Source organism: Ruegeria sp. TASC047, assembly GCF_059612445.1.
Map to the genome: position 1 here is coordinate 397,783 of NZ_JBXWQP010000019.1, position 16,679 is coordinate 414,461.

15 protein-coding genes are annotated in these 16,679 nt (G+C 58.2%); 11 read left to right on the forward strand and 4 right to left on the reverse strand.

Annotation, left to right across the window (positions count from 1 at the left end):
• Window positions 1-152: 152 nt before the first annotated feature.
• Genes AC2FLO_RS04525 through AC2FLO_RS04535 form a run of 3 tightly spaced genes read right to left on the reverse strand, consistent with a single transcriptional unit; the run spans window position 153 to window position 2,241 of the window.
• Window positions 153-620, reverse strand: a complete 468-nt coding sequence (locus AC2FLO_RS04525; protein WP_496751544.1) for a CinA family protein — start codon at window positions 618-620, stop codon at window positions 153-155.
• Window positions 617-1,114 (reverse strand): phosphatidylglycerophosphatase A family protein, encoded by a 498-nt coding sequence (locus AC2FLO_RS04530; protein ID WP_496751546.1) that lies wholly within the window; start codon window positions 1,112-1,114, stop codon window positions 617-619. The genes AC2FLO_RS04525 and AC2FLO_RS04530 overlap by 4 nt, the downstream gene beginning before the upstream one ends.
• Window positions 1,111-2,241: a bifunctional 2-C-methyl-D-erythritol 4-phosphate cytidylyltransferase/2-C-methyl-D-erythritol 2,4-cyclodiphosphate synthase gene (locus tag AC2FLO_RS04535; protein ID WP_496751548.1), complete on the reverse strand. Its 1,131-nt coding sequence runs from the start codon at window positions 2,239-2,241 to the stop codon at window positions 1,111-1,113. The genes AC2FLO_RS04530 and AC2FLO_RS04535 overlap by 4 nt, the downstream gene beginning before the upstream one ends.
• A 181-nt stretch (window positions 2,242-2,422) precedes the next feature.
• Here AC2FLO_RS04535 and dusB point away from each other — a divergent pair, with 181 nt between their 5' ends.
• The 7 genes from dusB to AC2FLO_RS04570 all read left to right on the forward strand — a co-directional run bounded on the left by dusB (window position 2,423) and on the right by AC2FLO_RS04570 (window position 11,513).
• Window positions 2,423-3,406, forward strand: coding sequence for a tRNA dihydrouridine synthase DusB (gene dusB / locus AC2FLO_RS04540; RefSeq protein ID WP_496751549.1), 984 nt, complete (start codon window positions 2,423-2,425; stop codon window positions 3,404-3,406).
• Complete coding sequence (locus AC2FLO_RS04545) at window positions 3,403-4,491, forward strand: two-component system sensor histidine kinase NtrB (protein ID WP_480772779.1); 1,089 nt, start codon at window positions 3,403-3,405, stop codon at window positions 4,489-4,491. Before dusB ends, AC2FLO_RS04545 begins: the two co-directional genes overlap by 4 nt.
• On the forward strand, window positions 4,491-5,858 hold the full coding sequence (locus tag AC2FLO_RS04550) for a response regulator (RefSeq protein ID WP_496751552.1): 1,368 nt from the start codon (window positions 4,491-4,493) through the stop codon (window positions 5,856-5,858). The genes AC2FLO_RS04545 and AC2FLO_RS04550 overlap by 1 nt, the downstream gene beginning before the upstream one ends.
• A 123-nt stretch (window positions 5,859-5,981) precedes the next feature.
• Window positions 5,982-8,246: a sensor histidine kinase NtrY-like gene (locus AC2FLO_RS04555; protein ID WP_480584567.1), complete on the forward strand. Its 2,265-nt coding sequence runs from the start codon at window positions 5,982-5,984 to the stop codon at window positions 8,244-8,246.
• On the forward strand, window positions 8,243-9,652 hold the full coding sequence (gene ntrX / locus AC2FLO_RS04560) for a nitrogen assimilation response regulator NtrX (RefSeq protein ID WP_480480685.1): 1,410 nt from the start codon (window positions 8,243-8,245) through the stop codon (window positions 9,650-9,652). Before AC2FLO_RS04555 ends, ntrX begins: the two co-directional genes overlap by 4 nt.
• 42 nt (window positions 9,653-9,694) lie before the next feature.
• On the forward strand, window positions 9,695-10,288 hold the full coding sequence (locus AC2FLO_RS04565) for a helix-turn-helix domain-containing protein (protein ID WP_496751554.1): 594 nt from the start codon (window positions 9,695-9,697) through the stop codon (window positions 10,286-10,288).
• Between the two features lie 43 nt (window positions 10,289-10,331).
• On the forward strand, window positions 10,332-11,513 hold the full coding sequence (locus tag AC2FLO_RS04570) for an MFS transporter (protein ID WP_496751556.1): 1,182 nt from the start codon (window positions 10,332-10,334) through the stop codon (window positions 11,511-11,513).
• 25 nt (window positions 11,514-11,538) lie between these two features.
• On the opposite strand, the gene AC2FLO_RS04575 is transcribed toward AC2FLO_RS04570, so the two are convergent.
• Entirely contained in the window at window positions 11,539-12,018 is a 480-nt protein-coding gene (locus AC2FLO_RS04575) for a hypothetical protein (RefSeq protein ID WP_496751558.1), read from the reverse strand.
• Window positions 12,019-12,114: 96 nt separating this feature from the next.
• Here AC2FLO_RS04575 and trkA point away from each other — a divergent pair, with 96 nt between their 5' ends.
• The 4 genes from trkA to hflX all read left to right on the forward strand — a co-directional run bounded on the left by trkA (window position 12,115) and on the right by hflX (window position 16,672).
• Complete coding sequence (trkA, locus tag AC2FLO_RS04580; RefSeq protein WP_267366209.1) at window positions 12,115-13,491, forward strand: Trk system potassium transporter TrkA; 1,377 nt, start codon at window positions 12,115-12,117, stop codon at window positions 13,489-13,491.
• Window positions 13,491-15,029, forward strand: coding sequence for a TrkH family potassium uptake protein (locus AC2FLO_RS04585; protein ID WP_267366208.1), 1,539 nt, complete (start codon window positions 13,491-13,493; stop codon window positions 15,027-15,029). The genes trkA and AC2FLO_RS04585 overlap by 1 nt, the downstream gene beginning before the upstream one ends.
• Window positions 15,030-15,161: 132 nt before the next feature.
• Complete coding sequence (gene hfq / locus AC2FLO_RS04590) at window positions 15,162-15,401, forward strand: RNA chaperone Hfq (protein WP_005982826.1); 240 nt, start codon at window positions 15,162-15,164, stop codon at window positions 15,399-15,401.
• Window positions 15,401-16,672, forward strand: a complete 1,272-nt coding sequence (hflX, locus tag AC2FLO_RS04595) for a GTPase HflX (protein WP_496751560.1) — start codon at window positions 15,401-15,403, stop codon at window positions 16,670-16,672. The genes hfq and hflX overlap by 1 nt, the downstream gene beginning before the upstream one ends.
• The last annotated feature ends 7 nt before the right edge of the window (window positions 16,673-16,679 follow it).

Consider the following 16,679-nt stretch of genomic DNA (forward strand, 5'->3'; position numbering starts at 1 on the left):
GATCGAGTGAGTGTATGTGCAGAGCCTTGAAGCGGAGGGCAGGTGAGGAAAAAAGAGGCAATACCCGAATTGGTCGCCTATTTTGTCGCCTTTTGTTCAAGTGATGACAGTTTTGGCGGCTATGGGCAGATAATGCTTAAAAAAGGTGCGCGTTATGAAAACCCAGTCAGAAGCAACGCCAGCGCATGATCCCGCGCGGCGCGGCGCACCGCATCCCGCCCTTGCGCGCCAAACTCAATCGTTTCTGTTCGGGTTTCCCGGCCTTCTCTGGCCAGTCCGAAACATACGCGCCCTTCGGGTTTGAATTCAGACCCGCCCGGCCCGGCAATGCCGGTAATCGCGACCGCAAGCTGAGCTTGTGAGTTGCGCAATGCGCCTTCGGCCATTTCGCGCGCAACCTCTTCGGACACTGCGCCGAAAACCTGCAGGGTTTCCGCTAGCACACCCAGCATGTCCTGCTTGGCCCCGTTGGTATAGGTGACAAAACCCCGATCCACGACGGCCGAGCTGCCGGGTATATCCGTCAGGGCCGCAGCGACCATACCGCCGGTGCAGCTTTCCGCTGTTGCGATCATAACGCCCTGCGCTTTGGCGCGGTTCAGCAGGTCGGGCACGTTCATAGGCCCAGAACCCCGTGCGTGATGCCAGCCAGAACCATCACGCCAACGGCTGCGAAAATACCCGCAATCACGTCGTCCAGCATCACTCCCATAGGATCGCCGCGACGATCTGCCCAACCGACGGGGCCGGGTTTAGTGATGTCGAACAGGCGGAACAGAGCGAACCCGGCAACCCAGCCGGGCCAGAGGGCGGTAATGTCGATCCCATGCGCCCAGGACGGATATGAGATCGCCCAGAGGGCAATGAACTGGCCCGCGACCTCATCGATGACGATTTCCGACGGGTCGTGATCGTCCTGGCCGTCGGTCATCACGCGCGTGGCCCACAGGCCGCCTGCGAACACCACGAGCGTTGCGATTGCCAGCAATGGGAATCCGCCCAGCGTGTGCAGGACCCAAGCCATCGGCAGCGCGGCCAGCGAACCCCAGGTGCCGGGGGCAGGGCGTATATATCCGACGCCGCCAACGGTGCCAATCAACAGCGCCGCGTTCATGATTTCACCAGGCAGGCCGTCGCAAGCGATGCGATGCCTTCACTGCGACCGGTGAAGCCCAGACGCTCGGACGTGGTGGCCTTGACCGAGACCTGATCGGCACGCAAACCCATGATTTTGGACATTTCTTCGCGCATAACAGCGGCGTGAGGGCCAATCTTCGGGTATTCACAGACCAGCGTACAATCCACGTTCGAGATGCGATACCCCATCTGTCCGGCCAGTTCGACCGCGTGACGCAGAAAGATCTCGCTGGCGGCCCCTTTCCATTGCGGATCCGAGGGCGGAAAATGCTGTCCGATATCCCCTTGCGCCAATGCGCCATAAATCGCGTCGGTTACAGCATGCATCCCGACATCCGCATCTGAATGCCCCTGCAGCCCGCGATCATGGGGAACCTTCACACCGCAAAGGACCACATGATCCCCGTCGCCAAATCGGTGCACGTCATAGCCGTTGCCAAGTCTTACATCCATATCCATTCCCATGATACGTTCCGCCCGGGCAAAATCCTCGGGGCGGGTGATCTTCAGGTTGTCCGCATCGCCCGGTACGATGCAGACATCTACCCCCGCAGCGCGTGCAACCTCAACATCATCAGCAGCACCGCCCGGATGCGCCGCATGGGCGGCGGTGATGGTGTCATAGTGAAAGCCTTGCGGTGTTTGCGCCGCAAACAGGTTGCTGCGGTCTTGCGTGCCTGTCACGGCCCCGTCTTGTCCTTTCCACAAGGCGTCAGTCACCGCCAGTCCGGGGGCGGCGGCCTGATGTACGTCCAATGCGTTCAAGACGTCCTGAATGGTGCGCGACGAAACGCAGGGTCTGGCAACGTCATGAATCAGGACGCGCTTCACGTCGAGGTGCGCCAGGGCCTTCAAACCGTTGCGTACAGAACCCGTGCGATCTGTGCCGCCCGAGGCGAGGATCAGATCGGTATCACGAAACTCCTCCCAGACCAGAGTGTCTTCGTCGGATAAGACCAGAACGATATGGGCGACCTGTCCGCGGAACCGATCGATTGTCCAGTCTGCCACGCGACGGCCTGCAAGGCCGCGCCACTGTTTTGGGACGTCGCCCCCTGCGCGCAGGCCGCGGCCTGCGGCGACTATGATGGCAGCTGTGGTCATGCCGCGCGCACTCCATTTTGTTGCGTTTGTTTAGGCGGCAGTGATTGCAGTGGCAATCACCTATGGTCTGGTGATTAAAAAATAGGCAGATGATGGTTTTGCGGGCTTGTTGCGCGTCGTTTTGTTGTTCATATGCGTGGAATTCGATATCAGAACTGCAACTGCCCAAGGATTAAGCACGTTGACTTTGCGCTTCGCTGACAAACTCGTAACATCGCCGGTTTTGCTGGCCCCGATGGCCGGAATCACAGATCGCCCGTTTCGGGATCTGGTTATGCGCTTTGGTGCCGGCATGGTCGTCAGCGAAATGGTCGCCAGTCAGGAAATGGTGCAGGCCAAACCCGGAGTGCGGGAGCGCGCCGAACTGTCCGCCGATGTGGAAAACACAGCTGTGCAACTGGCAGGGCGCGAGGCGCATTGGATGGCCGAGGCCGCGCGTCAGGTTGCTGATCGTGGAGCGCGGGTGATCGACATTAACATGGGGTGTCCTGCCAAAAAGGTAACAAATGGGTATTCCGGTTCGGCCCTGCTGAAAATACCGGACCACGCACTGACGCTGATCGAGGCCGTTGTCAGTGCAGTCGACGTTCCAGTGACATTGAAGACCCGTCTGGGGTGGGATGACACCCTGCTGAATGCCCCCGAGGTTGCGCGCCGTGCACAAGGGGCAGGCGTTCAGATGGTTACGATCCACGGACGCACGCGATGCCAGTTCTACAAGGGGCGCGCTGACTGGAGCGCAATCCGGGCCGTTAAACAGGCCGTGTCGATTCCGGTTATTGCGAACGGAGATATTGTAGACACAGCAGCCGCACGAACCGCTTTGGAACAATCTGGTGCAGATGGGGTCATGGTCGGGCGTGGCGCACAGGGTAAACCCTGGCTACTGGCGCAGATCAGTCACGACCTTTACGGGGCGGATGCGCCGGATATTCCGGTCGGGAATGACCTGATCGACATGGTGCGCACGCATTATCAGGCGATGCTGGGATTTTACGGTGCCGATCTGGGCCTGCGTGTCGCCCGCAAGCATCTGGGATGGTACATGGATCAGGCCGCAACCCCTGCGCCGCTGCGGCGGGCGGTTCTGACGTCGCGCAGCACGGATGAAGTCCTGCGTCTGCTTGGGGACGCACTTGCCGAAACGGGCGAGGTGGCGGCATGAATTCCAACGCCAACATCTGGAACTCATTGCCGGTTCCGGCTTTTATTATTGATGAAAACGACCGCATCGCAGATGTGAATTCGGCGGGCGAGGGGTTTTTGAATGCCTCGCGCCGGTCGGTAATCGGGCATCCGGTATGGGACCAGATCGCCGTTGACGCACCGCTGGAGGAAGCATTCCTGCGCGCCCGCTCGCAAGGCACGCCACTGTTTGTAAACGATGTGGATGCGGGTTCTGGGAATCGCGCGCCGTTGCAATGTGCGTTGCAGATCGCGCCTCTGGTCGGCCATCCGGGGTCGATGATCATGATCATAACGCCTCGTGAACTGGCGGGCAGGATGACCTTGGGTAACACGGTCAAGTCAGCGGCGCAGTCGGCGATTGGCATGGCCGAGATGCTGGCGCACGAGATTAAGAACCCGTTGGCAGGGATTACCGGTGCAGCGCAACTGCTGAGCATGAACATTTCGTCACAGGATCTTGAACTTACAGACCTTATTGTGGCCGAAAGCCGAAGGATCGTGAAGCTTCTGGAGCAGGTCGAGCAATTCGGCAACTTGCAGAAACCGGACCTCAGGCCGGTCAACATCCACGATGTGCTGGACCGTGCAAGGCGGTCCGCGCTGCTGGGATTTGGCGCGGATATGACAATCATCGAGGATTACGATCCTTCATTGCCGCTGGCCTATGGCGATCCGGACCAGTTTCTTCAGGTGGTTCTGAACCTGCTGAAAAACGCATCCGAGGCTGCGGGGCCGCAGGGCGGTACGATCCGTCTGCGCACTTATTTCGAACATTCCTTCCGCCTGCGCCGAAGCGACGGATCGGGTCATTCCCTGCCGTTGCAGATCGAGATCATCGATGACGGTCCGGGCCTGCCCGAGGATATCCGGGGTGATATCTTTGACCCGTTCGTGTCGGGCAAGGAAAACGGCACCGGTCTGGGGTTGGCGCTGGTCAGCAAGATCGTTTCCGACCATGACGGCTGGATTTCCGCCGACTCCGTGCCCGGCCGCACCGTATTCAAACTGTCGCTGCGCCGCGCACCGCGAGATGCAACCGAACACAAGAAGGAGAGCACCTGATGGATGGCACCGTACTGGTTGCGGATGATGACCGCACAATCCGCACTGTTCTGACGCAGGCGCTGACGCGGGCCGGATGCAAGGTGCACGCAACATCTTCGCTGACCACCCTGATGCGTTGGGTCGGCGAAGGCAAAGGCGACGTGGTGATCTCGGACGTTGTCATGCCCGATGGCAACGGTCTGGAGATGCTGCCGAAGATAGCAAAGGATCGCCCTGGATTGCCGGTTATCGTGATTTCCGCGCAAAACACGATCATGACCGCAATTCAGGCGGCTGAGGCTGACGCATATGACTATCTGCCCAAACCGTTTGACCTGCCGGATTTGATGAAACGCACGGCGCGGGCGCTGGATCAGAAGCAGCGCGCACAGCCGGAACCCATACAGGCAGGTGGCGAACGCCCGGATGAGCTGCCTCTGGTCGGCCGCACGCCAGTTATGCAGGCCTTGTATCGTTTGGTCGCACGCGTGATGAATACCGACCTGCCGGTTATGATCTCGGGTGAAAGCGGAACGGGTAAGTCGCTGATTGCCCGGGCAATTCACGACTATTCGGATCGGCGTACATTACCCTTTGTCACAGTCACCGCAGCCGACCTAAGCGATCTGGAGGGCCCGGCCCGCGTGATGGCGCGGGTGCGTGGCGGTACGCTGCTGATAGATGAAATCGCGGATATCGGCGATGAAATTCAAGCCCGCGTGGTGCGTATGATGGATACGCCCGGTGATCATGTTCCGCGTTTCATGGCAACCAGCCAGACAAACTTGACCGATGGGATGGAAAACGGCCGTATCCGTCAGGACCTGTATTATCGTTTGTGTGGGGCGACGATCCACGTGCCCTCATTGCGCGAAAGGGTCGACGATATTCCGCTGCTGGCCGAACATTTTCTGGCCCGGGAGGAGAAGGAAAATGGCAACAAGCGGTGGCTCAGCCCGGAAGCGGTTGAGTTGGTGCGGCGCTATTCATGGCCGGGGAATGTGCGGCAACTGGAAAACGCCGTTCGCCGTTTGGGGCTGACCAGTCGGGCAGATGAGATTTCAAAGGCCGAGGTGGAAATGGTGTTGGGCAGCCAGCCCGAAGCTGCACCGGTTCTGAGCGGCGGCGAACGCGAGAAGCTTTCAACCTCGGTCGAGCGTCACCTGCGACGGTATTTCGATCTGCACGGCAATATATTGCCGCCACCGGGCCTTTATCAGCGGATATTGCGTGAAGTTGAGGCCCCGCTGATCGAAATCGCACTGGATGCAACTGGTGGGAACCAGGCAAAATGTGCTGATTTACTGGGGATTAACCGAAATACGCTGCGAAAAAAGATTACAGATCTCGATATTCAGGTGACACGGCGCCGCAAACTGATGTAATATCGCCACACAAACCGTGGCATCCCGGCATCTGTCGGGAAAAGATCACGAAATATGGCGGTAAGCCGCACAAGCGGCACATCAGGATGAGGGCAGACGGTGGCAACCCGAGCACAGAGCGGGATGATCCCATCAATTGGTCGATGGCGTAAATCACGGAAACTGCGCAATTTCGGCACCTTTGGGCTGGTCCTCATGGGGCCTGTTCTGGCGCTTGCCACATATCTTGTCATTGGTCCCTTTGACCTAGGTGCGACCGCGCCGACATTGCGGCTGATTCTGCTGGCCGATCTTGTCTATGTTTTGGTCGTTGCGGCTTTGGTGCTCAGTCAGTTGGGCAGCCTGATTGCGGCCAGACGGGCCAAGTCGGCGGGCTCGCGCCTGCATTTGCGCCTGATTGGGGCGTTTACGCTGCTTGCGCTGGTTCCGACCGTTACGGTCGCCATTTTTGCCGGCCTGACCGTGAATATCGGCCTGGAAGGCTGGTTTTCGGATCGCGTGCGCCAGGTTGTCGGGTCTTCCCTGACGGCGGCAGAGGCTTATGAGCAGGAACATCGCAGCGGTCTGACGCAGGACGCTACGGTTCTGGCGCGGTTCCTGAACAATGCACGTTCGGTGGAGTTTTACATTTCTGATGCCGAACTCCGCGAGGTTCTGGCGCAGGGGCAGGCCCGGATTCAGCGCGGATTGCGCGAAGCCTATGTCATCGACGGAACGGGCGAAATCCGGTCGCGCGGGGATCGGTCCTATCTGTTCAACTATGAGGCACCAACAGCCGAGCAAATGACGGAAGCGGCAGATAAGGGGCTGCTGATCATTGCCGACTGGCCGAATAATGAATTCCGCGCGCTTGTACCTCTGACCGCTTATCTGGACCGCTACCTCTATGTTAGCCGCGAGGTGGATGGGCAGCTGTTGACGCTGCTGGATGACACCAAGGAAACGGCGCAGTTCTATCAGCAGCTGGAAAGTGAACGGGGCAGGGTGTTGTTCGAATTCGGTCTGCTTTATCTGGGCTTTGCGCTGATCCTGATCCTGGCTGCGATGTCGCTGGGGATGTGGTTTGCCGAACGGTTGTCGCGCCCGGTCGGACGTTTGACCACAGCGGCGCAGCGGGTCGGCGCCGGAGACTTGAGCGTTCAGGTCATCGAAGAGGCCAGCGACGACGAAATTGCGATGTTGGGCCGATATTTCAACCAGATGACCCGACAACTAAAAGGGCAGCGGGACACACTGCTGGAAAATACCCAGCAAATCGAAAGCAGGCGTCGCCTGTTTGATTCCGTGCTCAGTTCGGTCACGTCCGGTGTTGTCGGCGTGGACCCCGATGGATGCGTTACGTTTGTCAATCGCTCGGCTGAACGCTTGCTGGACTGGTCGCGTGGTGAAGAACACCTGGCTATCGGCATTGCGGTTCCCGAGTTTCTGCCTTTGTTTGAAAGCCTCAAGGACAGCGGGCAGGAGGCTGTTCAGGGTGAGGTTAAGGTCACACGTAAGGGGCAGCTTGAAAACCTGCTGGTTCGCATGGCTATCCGTCGTGGAGAGGATGGCGGGCTGGAAGGCTATGTGGTTGCCTTTGACGATGTAACCGATCTGGTCAGCGCGCAGCGAATGGCGGCGTGGGGTGACGTGGCCCGCCGCATTGCACATGAAATCAAGAACCCATTGACGCCGATCCAGCTCAGCGCAGAGCGCATCAAGCGCAAGTTCGCCCGCAAACTGGATGAGGAAGACAGCGGCAGCCTTGAATCGATGACCGGCGTCATCGTGCGGCAAACCAATGACCTGCGGCGTATCGTGGATGAGTTTTCCAAGTTCGCGCGGATGCCCGAGCCCGTTCGCCGCGAAGAGGACCTTGTCGAACTGGTACGCGAAGCCGTACTTTTGCAACAGGCGGGACAGCCGGACGTACAGATTGACGCCGATCTGCCGCAGCAGCCGATCATGGCGGATGTAGATGCGACCATGCTCAACCAGGCGTTGACGAACCTGATTAAGAATGCCGGAGAAGCCATTGTTACCTTGAAAGAAAAGGGTGCTCCGGAAAACCTGGTGCCACAGATCAAGGTGGCGGTTTCAAGCGATGATGCGGGTACAGTCATCACCATTGCAGACAATGGGATCGGTCTGCCGGAAGACCGGGCGCGTTTGTTTGAACCTTATGTAACGACACGCGACGAAGGGACCGGGTTGGGTCTTCCGATCGTTAAGAAAATCATAGAAGAGCATGGCGGCGCGCTGACCCTTGAGGACGCGCCCGTATTCGACGGACAGGACCATTTTGGCGCAATGGCAGTGATCCGTTTGCCTGGGGCAAGTATGTCCCCAACCGTTGCGCCGCAGAAGCAGGCAATTAGAACCAACAAACTGAAAGCAGGCCAAAGATGAGCGACATTCTGATCGTAGATGACGAGCGCGATATTCGCGAGCTGGTGTCCGACATTCTGGAGGACGAAGGCTATTCAACCCGGCTGGCAGCCAACTCGGACGAGTGCATGGCGTCGATCAATTCCGAACCGCCGGGTCTGTTGATCCTGGATATCTGGCTGAAAGACAGCCGCATGGACGGGATTGATATTCTCAAGACGGTAAAGCGCGATAACCCGGATGTGCCGGTGGTGATTATTTCGGGCCACGGCAACATTGAAATCGCTGTTGCTGCCATCAAACAGGGTGCTTACGACTTTATCGAGAAACCGTTTAACATTGACCAGTTGATGGTGGTGATCCGCCGCGCGATGGAGACGTCTCGTCTGCGGCGCGAGAACGCGTCGCTGAAGCGGAAAGAGGTCAACAACTCGGACATGATCGGCAAATCCGCGTCGTTCCGGGCCATGCAGGGGCAGTTGGACAAGGTGACCAAATCAAACGGTCGCGTCATGCTGCGTGGACCTGCGGGTTCGGGCAAGGAAATTGCTGCGCGTTATATCCATGCCCACTCCAACCGTGCGAACGCTCCGTTCGTGACCGTCAACTGTGCCGGGATTGAACCTGAGCGTGTGGAAGAAGTTCTGTTTGGCCGGGAATCGGCCGAACGTGGTGTGGAATCCGGATTGCTGGAAGAAGCTCATGGCGGCGTGGTCTATTTTGATGAAGTTTCCGACATGCCTTTGGGCACACAGTCCAAAATCCTGCGGGTGCTGGTGGATCAGCAATTCCAGCGCGTGGGTGGCTCGGACAAAGTGCGCGTGGATCTTCGGGTGATCTCATCAACCAACAAGGATCTTGATGATGAAATCGCCGCCGAGCGTTTCCGGGAAGAGCTGTATCACCGTCTGAATGTGGTTCCGATCTCCGTACCCTCACTTGAGGACCGGCGCGAGGATATACCGGTACTGGCCCAGCACTTCATCGAAATGTGCAACGAAACCCAAGGGTTGCCTATGCGGGAGCTGTCGGACGAGGCGGTCGCTTTGCTGCAGACAATGACCTGGCCGGGTAACGTGCGCCAGTTGAAGAACCTGATCGAACGTGTTTTGATTCTGGGCGACGGCACCGGCCCGATTGAGGCGCGCGAGCTGCCCAATGAAGAAGACAAGGCCGAAGAGTCGGGCCGCGTTGTCTTGTCGGGTGCGCTGGCCACTTTGCCGCTGCGCGAGGCCCGCGAAGCGTTCGAGCGAGAGTATCTGCTGACCCAGATCAACCGCTTTGGCGGCAATATCAGCCGCACCGCCAGCTTTGTCGGCATGGAACGCAGTGCGCTGCATCGCAAACTTAAGTCGCTGGGTGTTGTGACCTCGAACAAATCTGGTGCGCGGGTCGCGCAAATCGACGAACCTGAACCGGCGGAATGAGTCTGGGGTCATAGTTCACGGGCAGATGGATGTGTGGAACTGATGGCGAGAACGGTGAACTCTGATCTGTCTGGCCGGTTCGTCGAAGGCTACCCGGCTTTTGGCAGGCGGTTAAAGCGACTTCGACGGTCGATCGGATTGAAACAAGCTGCGCTGGCCGAGGTTCTGCAGGTCGATCAGACCACGGTTTCCAGATGGGAGAACGGGATTCAGCTTCCAACGCCTGATCAACAACACTCGGTGTTTGCTGCGCTGGCTCCTTTCAGGGCGGATGACAACGCGCTAAGACGGCTTGTCGTGAACTCGGCAGACTGCATCCATCTGGTTGAGGAGGCCAGCCACCTGTGCCTGGCCTATTCCCGCAGGCGGGCGCGGGACTGGAAAACCACCCAACGGGCACTGCTTGGCGTGTCCCTCTGGCAATTTGCGACGGACGAAATCCGTCAGGCTGAGGCCGAGCTACAGGACGAGGGATGGTGGGATTTGCAAGCGCCCAACCCCAAGTCGTTTGTAACCTCCGAAGCGCGGCACGACCGTATCCGGATCAGTGCCGGACAGATCACCTGGGAACGGTTGTACCTGTCGGATGGAACGCCGGTCCGGCTGGTCAGTGGGGCACGGTCGGGACGCGCATAATTTATGCGTATTCCTGTGCGGTCGGGTGCAGTAGAACCGGCTTATGCCCCATCCATTACGCATCTTGTTACAGGTTTTGTTGCTTTGGCTTGCCGGGCTAGGTGCGGCGACCCAATTCGCCAAGATCGCGGTTCCTTTTGCTCAGGTCGCAGCCCTCTATCCTGCGCACGCGGATAAGATTGGCTGGCTTTTGTCAGTCATCAGCCTGATTGGTGCGATTCTTGGTGCATTGTCCGGCGCGATAGCCGGGCGGGTTGGGCCTGTCCGGCTGCTGATGTTTGGCTTGACCCTTGGCGGGGCGGTGTCCCTGTTTCAGGCCAGTATCCCCGGTTTGGGCCTGATGCTGGTCAGCCGCGTTGTCGAAGGGGTCTCTCATCTGGCTATCGTTGTCGCAGCACCAACACTGATTGCGCAAATCACGATTGGAAAATGGCGCAACGCGGCAATGGTTTTGTGGAGCAGTTTCTTTGGTGTCGCCTTTGCCCTGAACGCATGGCTTGGGCTTCCCTTGATCGCTCAGGTCGGGCTGCCGGTTTATTTTGCTACCCATGGCGCGCTGATGTTTCTGATCGCCGTCCTGATCGTATCTTTCCTTCCCAACAGTGCATCGGCTTTGGTGAACAATCCCTTTTGGAGCGTGCGAACACTGATTGACATACACGTACAGACCTATCGCTCTGCGTTTGTGTCCGCTCCGGCGCTCGGGTGGTTCTTTTACACGCTGACCTTTGTCTCGCTGCTGGCCATTCTTCCGGGAAGATTGCCGGACGATGTCAGTGCGATGATTGCTGGTCTGATGCCGTTGGCCGGGATCGTGATTTCCTGGCTTACCGTTCCGGTGTTGCTGAGCGTTTGTTCTGGTGTTTTTGTTGTTAACCTCGGTTTCGGACTGTCTATCCTTACGATAGGCGCCCTGTTTCTTGGTGCCACGTTGCCCGTTGTCTGCGTTGCGCTTTTTGCGGTGCTGGGGCTTGTTCAGGGCGGCAGCTTTGCGGCGGTGCCGCAGTTGAACTCAACGTCCGAAAACCAGGCGCTGAGCTATGGTGCCATGGCTCAGATGGGGAATGCGGGTAACCTTTTGGGCACACCTGTTTTGCTTGCAATACTGTGGCGGACTAGTGAAGCGGGCATGTTGATTGCCGTGGTCGGGTTCTATGCTGTTGCCATGGCTCTGCATTTGTGGCTTGCCGCGCGGCGCAAACGCGCTTCAACCGGACTGGAATGATCGATCGCGCGGTACCGTGGTTTTTTTATCCGGATTGCCCCGGTGTGATGATCTGAAACGACCCGTCATCGAACTTCACAAAACATGAGGCACTGTTGAGGGGCGGCAATGTTGTTGTTCGCGCCAATGGTACCCCCGATTTCACATTTTGCTTGCAGGGCGGCAAGCTGACAGGGCGAAATCCCTTTCCGGCCATGCATTGCGCTTCGACCGTGTTCCGCAGGCCCTGATTCACATCGACGGTATAGACCCTGCCGGGCTGCCACCAGCCTGGGGATTGATAGCAACGACCTCTGCCGTCACAATATGTGCGCCCGGGCCAATAAGTCGGCGGGCTTTGGCGGATCTGATTGGCAACCGGCACCTCTTTGACCGCCCTAAGCTGACACTGGGTGGTCTCTTTTTGCAGACGTGACACGGTTTCACCCTCGCGATAGTAAAGCGAGAGCGGCCCGCACGAGGACAGCACCATCAGAGGCACGAGCATAGGAAACAGCGTTTTCATATGCTTATCTTGCCGCAGCTGATCGGCGATGACAATTCAATTGACCGCTTTGGGGCCATCTGTCATTCAATCCTTTCAGGCAGAAGGGCCAGAAACATGAAGGTCATTATTTGCGGCGCGGGTCAGGTCGGTTGGCAGATTGCGCGGCACCTTTCGGGTGAATTGAACGACGTCACCGTTGTCGACAACAATCCCGATCTGGTACGGCGGGCGACCGAAACGCTGGATGTGCAGGGGATCGCCGGGTTTGCAAGTTACCCCGATGTGCTTGAAAGGGCAGGCGCGCGCGATGCGGACATGATCATCGCTGCGACCCATTCGGATGAGGTGAACATGGTCACCTGCCAGATGGCGCATTCGGTCTTTTCGATCCAGCGCAAGATCGCGCGACTGCGGTCGAAATCATATCTTGAGGCGATCCACTCGGACCTTTACCGGCGCGATCATCTGCCGATTGATGTGGTGATCAGCCCCGAACGCGAAGTTGCCGCTGCCGCGATGCGCCGCCTGTCGGCCCCGTCCGCCTTTGACACCGAGATTTTCATGGACGGCAAGGCGCAGCTTTTGGGTATTCGCGTGGATGAAGACTGCCCGATCGTGAACACACCTTTGCGGCAACTGACCGATTTGTTCTCGACGCTCAGTTCGATCGTAGTGGGGGTGCGTCGCGATGGCACGCTGTTTGCACCAGAATCCGAGGATCAGCTGTTTGTGGGCGACGAATGCTACGTCTTTACTAATGTAAAAGACGTGGATCGCACCATGGAGGTGTTTGGCAAGACCCAAAAGCGTCAGGATCGTGTGGTGATCGTGGGCGGGGGCAATGTCGGGCTTGAAGTGGCGCGAACTCTGGAAGAACAAAAAAGCCGCGTGCGCGCCAAAATCGTCGAGCGGGATCGCCGATGCGCCGAGATCGCCGCCGAGGCGCTGGAACGGACGATTGTGCTGCACGGTGATGGCCTTGATGCCAGTTTGTTGAGCGAAGCCGGTATCGACAGGGCGGATGCAATGCTGGCGGTTACGGATGACGACCGCACGAACATGCTGGCCGCTGTACGCGCCAAGGCCGAGGGTTGTGCCCTGGCGATCGCTTTGATCAATGATCCCAGTATGGTGGCCCTGATGGGACCTTTGGGGATTGATGCGTATATCAATCCGCGGGCAACCACCGTCAGTTCGATCTTGCGCCACATCCGTCATGGCCGGGTGCGACAGGTCTACTCGATCGGAGATGCTGAGGCCGAAGTGATCGAGGCTGAGGTTCTTTCAACCTCTCCCATGGCGGGTCAAAAGCTGCGCGATATCGATTTTCCCGAGGGCGTACTGGTGGGGGCCGTGCGCAAAGGAGATGAGGTTATGCGACCGACGGGCAGCCTCAGAATCGATGAAAAGGATGTCGTCGCGATCTTTGCCATGGCCAACGATGTGCCAGAGGTCGAACGTCTGATGCAGGTTTCAATCGATTTCTTCTGATGGCGCATGCGGGGATACAACAGATCGGGCTATTGCGGCGGTTGCCGCTGTTTCTTCTGATCTGGGCTATTGCGTCACTGGCCATGTGGATTCCGGCAGTTTACGCGCTGGCGCTGGATGATCACGATACATCCCGGTCGTTTTTGTACTCCGGTATCATAGGGTTGTTTCTGGTCGTCAGTGTCGCACTGGCCTCGTCCAACCGTGTGCCAAGGCGCGGAACTTTGGGACAATTGGCGGTGATGCTTGCATGTTTCACCATTCTGCCTGTCTTTCTTGCGATTCCATTTCACGATGCGCTGGGAACGACCACATTCCTGAACGCCTATTTTGACATGGTCAGTGCCCTGACAACCACGGGGGCAGATCTGTTTCCGGATCCAGACCGCCTGACGGCGCCGCTGCACCTGTGGCGCGCCTTGGTTGGATGGATGGGCGGTTTGCTGATGTGGATTGCCGCTGCGGCAATCCTTGCGCCTTTGTCGCTGGGTGGGTTCGAGGTCACGGCCCGCGGTCAGCCGGGTCGCCCGGTATCGGGTGTTGCGCAAAGCGAACGCGTTGATCCGCGCGGTCGACTGCTCCGTGTGGCAAAGGGACTGACCCCGGTCTATGCCGGGCTGACGGCTGTGATCTGGATCCTTCTTCTGATCGCAGGCGAAACCGGACTGACAGCCGTTTGCCACGCAATGTCGGTCATGGCGACGTCCGGAATTTCTCCGGTGGGCGGCATGGAAGGCGCGCAGGCGGGCTTCACGGGTGAGGCGATCTTGTTTTTGTTCCTGTTCTTTGCCCTTTCGCGCCTGACATTTTCGACCGACACGGCGACATCCGGTTATTCCCGACTGGATACGGACCCGGAGTTTCGCATTGGCCTGATGATTGTTCTGGCCGTTGCGGCCTTATTGTTCTTTCGCGTTATTGCTGGTGTTACGGAAATCGGTGGGCAAATCGAGCCTTTACAGGCATTGCAGGTCATTTGGGGTATGCTGTTCACCGTTCTGGCCTTTCTGACAACCGCCGGGTTTGAAAGCGCAAACTGGGATGATGCGCAGCAATTGTCTGGTCTGGGAACGCCCGGATTGTTGCTGATGGGGCTGGCCCTGATCGGTGGCGGGGTTGCGACCACGGCTGGCGGCGTGAAACTGCTGCGGGTTTTTGCCCTGTACCTGAACGGTGCGCGCGAGATCGACCGGTTGATCTATCCCTCATCCGTCAGCGGGGTTGGAGGCGGCAACCGACGCATTCAAAGGGACGGCGCGTTTATCGCCTGGATTTTTCTGATGCTCTTTGCGCTGACACTGGCGGTGTTCAACCTTTTGCTGGCCGCAATGGGTGCCGGGTTCGAACAGGCCATGGTGCTCAGCGTCGCAACGCTCAGCACGACGGGTCCGCTGATTGAATTGGCCACTGATGTTCCAATCCGGTTGATCGACCTGTCCGCAGGGGCCAAGCTGACGCTGTGCGCGGCGATGGTCATTGGCCGGCTCGAGACGCTTGCGATCATCGCCCTGATCACCCCTTCGCTGTGGCGGGATTGAACCGGTTGGATCCCGTCGTCTTTAGTGCTTAATTTTTCGTCTGGAATATCTTACCGCGGCACTCCATACTCACCGGGAGGGAGCGCGTTGGTCCGCAACGCGTAGCAAGAACAATGGCGAGATTATCATAATATGGCTTCGGACAGACAGAATCTTCAGGATGCTTTCCTGAACAATGTACGGAAAGCTAAGGTTCCGGTTACAATTTTCCTGATCAATGGCGTGAAATTGCAGGGTGTGATCACCTGGTTCGACAATTTCTGTGTATTGTTGCGCCGCGACGGACAGTCGCAGCTGGTGTACAAGCACGCGATTTCAACCATCATGCCATCACAGCCGATCAACCTGTATGAGGGCGAAGACGCCTCTTGATGGAACATGACCGGACGCGCACCCGGGCCTGGGTGCTGCATCCCGAAATCAAATCAGATGAACAGCGCCGCGTTCCCGAACCAGCGCTGGCCGAGGCGGTTGCGCTGGCCGCCGCTTTGCCCGATCTGGATGTGATCGGGTCTGAAATCGTACGCCTGCAACGCGCCCAACCCGGCTATTTGTTTGGCAGTGGCAAGATCGAAGAACTGGGTGAGCGGCTTCGTGAAGACGAGGTTGAGCTGGTTCTGATCGATGGACCGGTAACCCCGGTTCAACAGCGCAATCTGGAAAAGGCATGGAAGGTCAAGATCCTCGACCGGACCGGGCTGATCCTTGAGATTTTCAGCGACCGTGCGCGCACCCGTGAAGGGGTGTTGCAGGTCGAAATGGCTGCGCTCAGCTATCAGCGGACACGGCTAGTGCGGGCCTGGACCCACCTTGAACGTCAGCGTGGCGGTTTGGGATTTGTCGGCGGACCCGGCGAGACCCAGATTGAAGCCGACCGCCGCGCCATTGATGAACAACTGGTGCGTCTGCGTCGCCAATTGCAGAAAGTGGTCAAGACCCGCACGTTGCACCGTGCCGCGCGGGCCAAGGTGCCATATCCAATCGTTGCGTTGGTTGGATATACCAATGCCGGGAAATCTACTCTGTTCAATCGGCTGACCGGGGCCGAAGTGTTGGCCAAGGACATGCTGTTTGCCACGCTGGACCCTACCATGCGCCGCGTGCAACTGCCCGATGGCCCGGAAGTGATCTTGTCGGATACGGTGGGTTTTATCTCGAACCTGCCGACCGAGCTTGTGGCGTCTTTTCGGGCCACGCTTGAAGAGGTGTTGGGTGCTGATCTGATTGTTCACGTGCGCGATATCAGCCATGAAGAAACCGAAGCACAGGCGCAGGATGTCGAAGCAATCCTGACCTCGCTTGGTGTCGACGAAGAACGCCCCCGGCTTGAAGTTTGGAACAAGACTGACTTGCTGAGCACGGAAGAAAAAGACGCCGCCTTGGCGAGGGCGGATCGCGATCCTGCTATATTTGCCATTTCGGCAGTTACCGGCGAAGGCGTGACCCCTTTACTGTCCGAGATTGCAGCAATTCTGCAAGGGGCCCGGCACGAGGTTGTTTTGAACCTGACCTTTGCGGAAGGGAACAAGCGGGCGTGGTTGTTCCGGCAGGATGTTGTACAATCTGAAGAGCAGACCGAAGAAGGGTTCTGTATCACTGTCCTTTGGACAGATAAGCAGGCCGCCCAATTCGACACACTATAGATACAGT

Bases quoted from the DNA above. Each gene is read 5' to 3' on its own strand.
- AC2FLO_RS04535 (WP_496751548.1), bottom strand. From the start codon at position 2,241: ATGACCACAGCTGCCATCATAGTCGCCGCAGGCCGCGGCCTGCGCGCA.
- AC2FLO_RS04570 (WP_496751556.1), top strand. From the start codon at position 10,332: ATGCCCCATCCATTACGCATCTTGTTACAGGTTTTGTTGCTTTGGCTT.
- trkA (WP_267366209.1), top strand. From the start codon at position 12,115: ATGAAGGTCATTATTTGCGGCGCGGGTCAGGTCGGTTGGCAGATTGCG.
- AC2FLO_RS04530 (WP_496751546.1), bottom strand. From the start codon at position 1,114: ATGAACGCGGCGCTGTTGATTGGCACCGTTGGCGGCGTCGGATATATA.
- AC2FLO_RS04585 (WP_267366208.1), top strand. From the start codon at position 13,491: ATGGCGCATGCGGGGATACAACAGATCGGGCTATTGCGGCGGTTGCCG.
- ntrX (WP_480480685.1), top strand. From the start codon at position 8,243: ATGAGCGACATTCTGATCGTAGATGACGAGCGCGATATTCGCGAGCTG.
- hflX (WP_496751560.1), top strand. From the start codon at position 15,401: ATGGAACATGACCGGACGCGCACCCGGGCCTGGGTGCTGCATCCCGAA.
- AC2FLO_RS04565 (WP_496751554.1), top strand. From the start codon at position 9,695: ATGGCGAGAACGGTGAACTCTGATCTGTCTGGCCGGTTCGTCGAAGGC.
- AC2FLO_RS04555 (WP_480584567.1), top strand. From the start codon at position 5,982: ATGATCCCATCAATTGGTCGATGGCGTAAATCACGGAAACTGCGCAAT.
- AC2FLO_RS04550 (WP_496751552.1), top strand. From the start codon at position 4,491: ATGGATGGCACCGTACTGGTTGCGGATGATGACCGCACAATCCGCACT.
- hfq (WP_005982826.1), top strand. From the start codon at position 15,162: ATGGCTTCGGACAGACAGAATCTTCAGGATGCTTTCCTGAACAATGTA.
- AC2FLO_RS04545 (WP_480772779.1), top strand. From the start codon at position 3,403: ATGAATTCCAACGCCAACATCTGGAACTCATTGCCGGTTCCGGCTTTT.
- AC2FLO_RS04575 (WP_496751558.1), bottom strand. From the start codon at position 12,018: ATGAAAACGCTGTTTCCTATGCTCGTGCCTCTGATGGTGCTGTCCTCG.
- AC2FLO_RS04525 (WP_496751544.1), bottom strand. From the start codon at position 620: ATGAACGTGCCCGACCTGCTGAACCGCGCCAAAGCGCAGGGCGTTATG.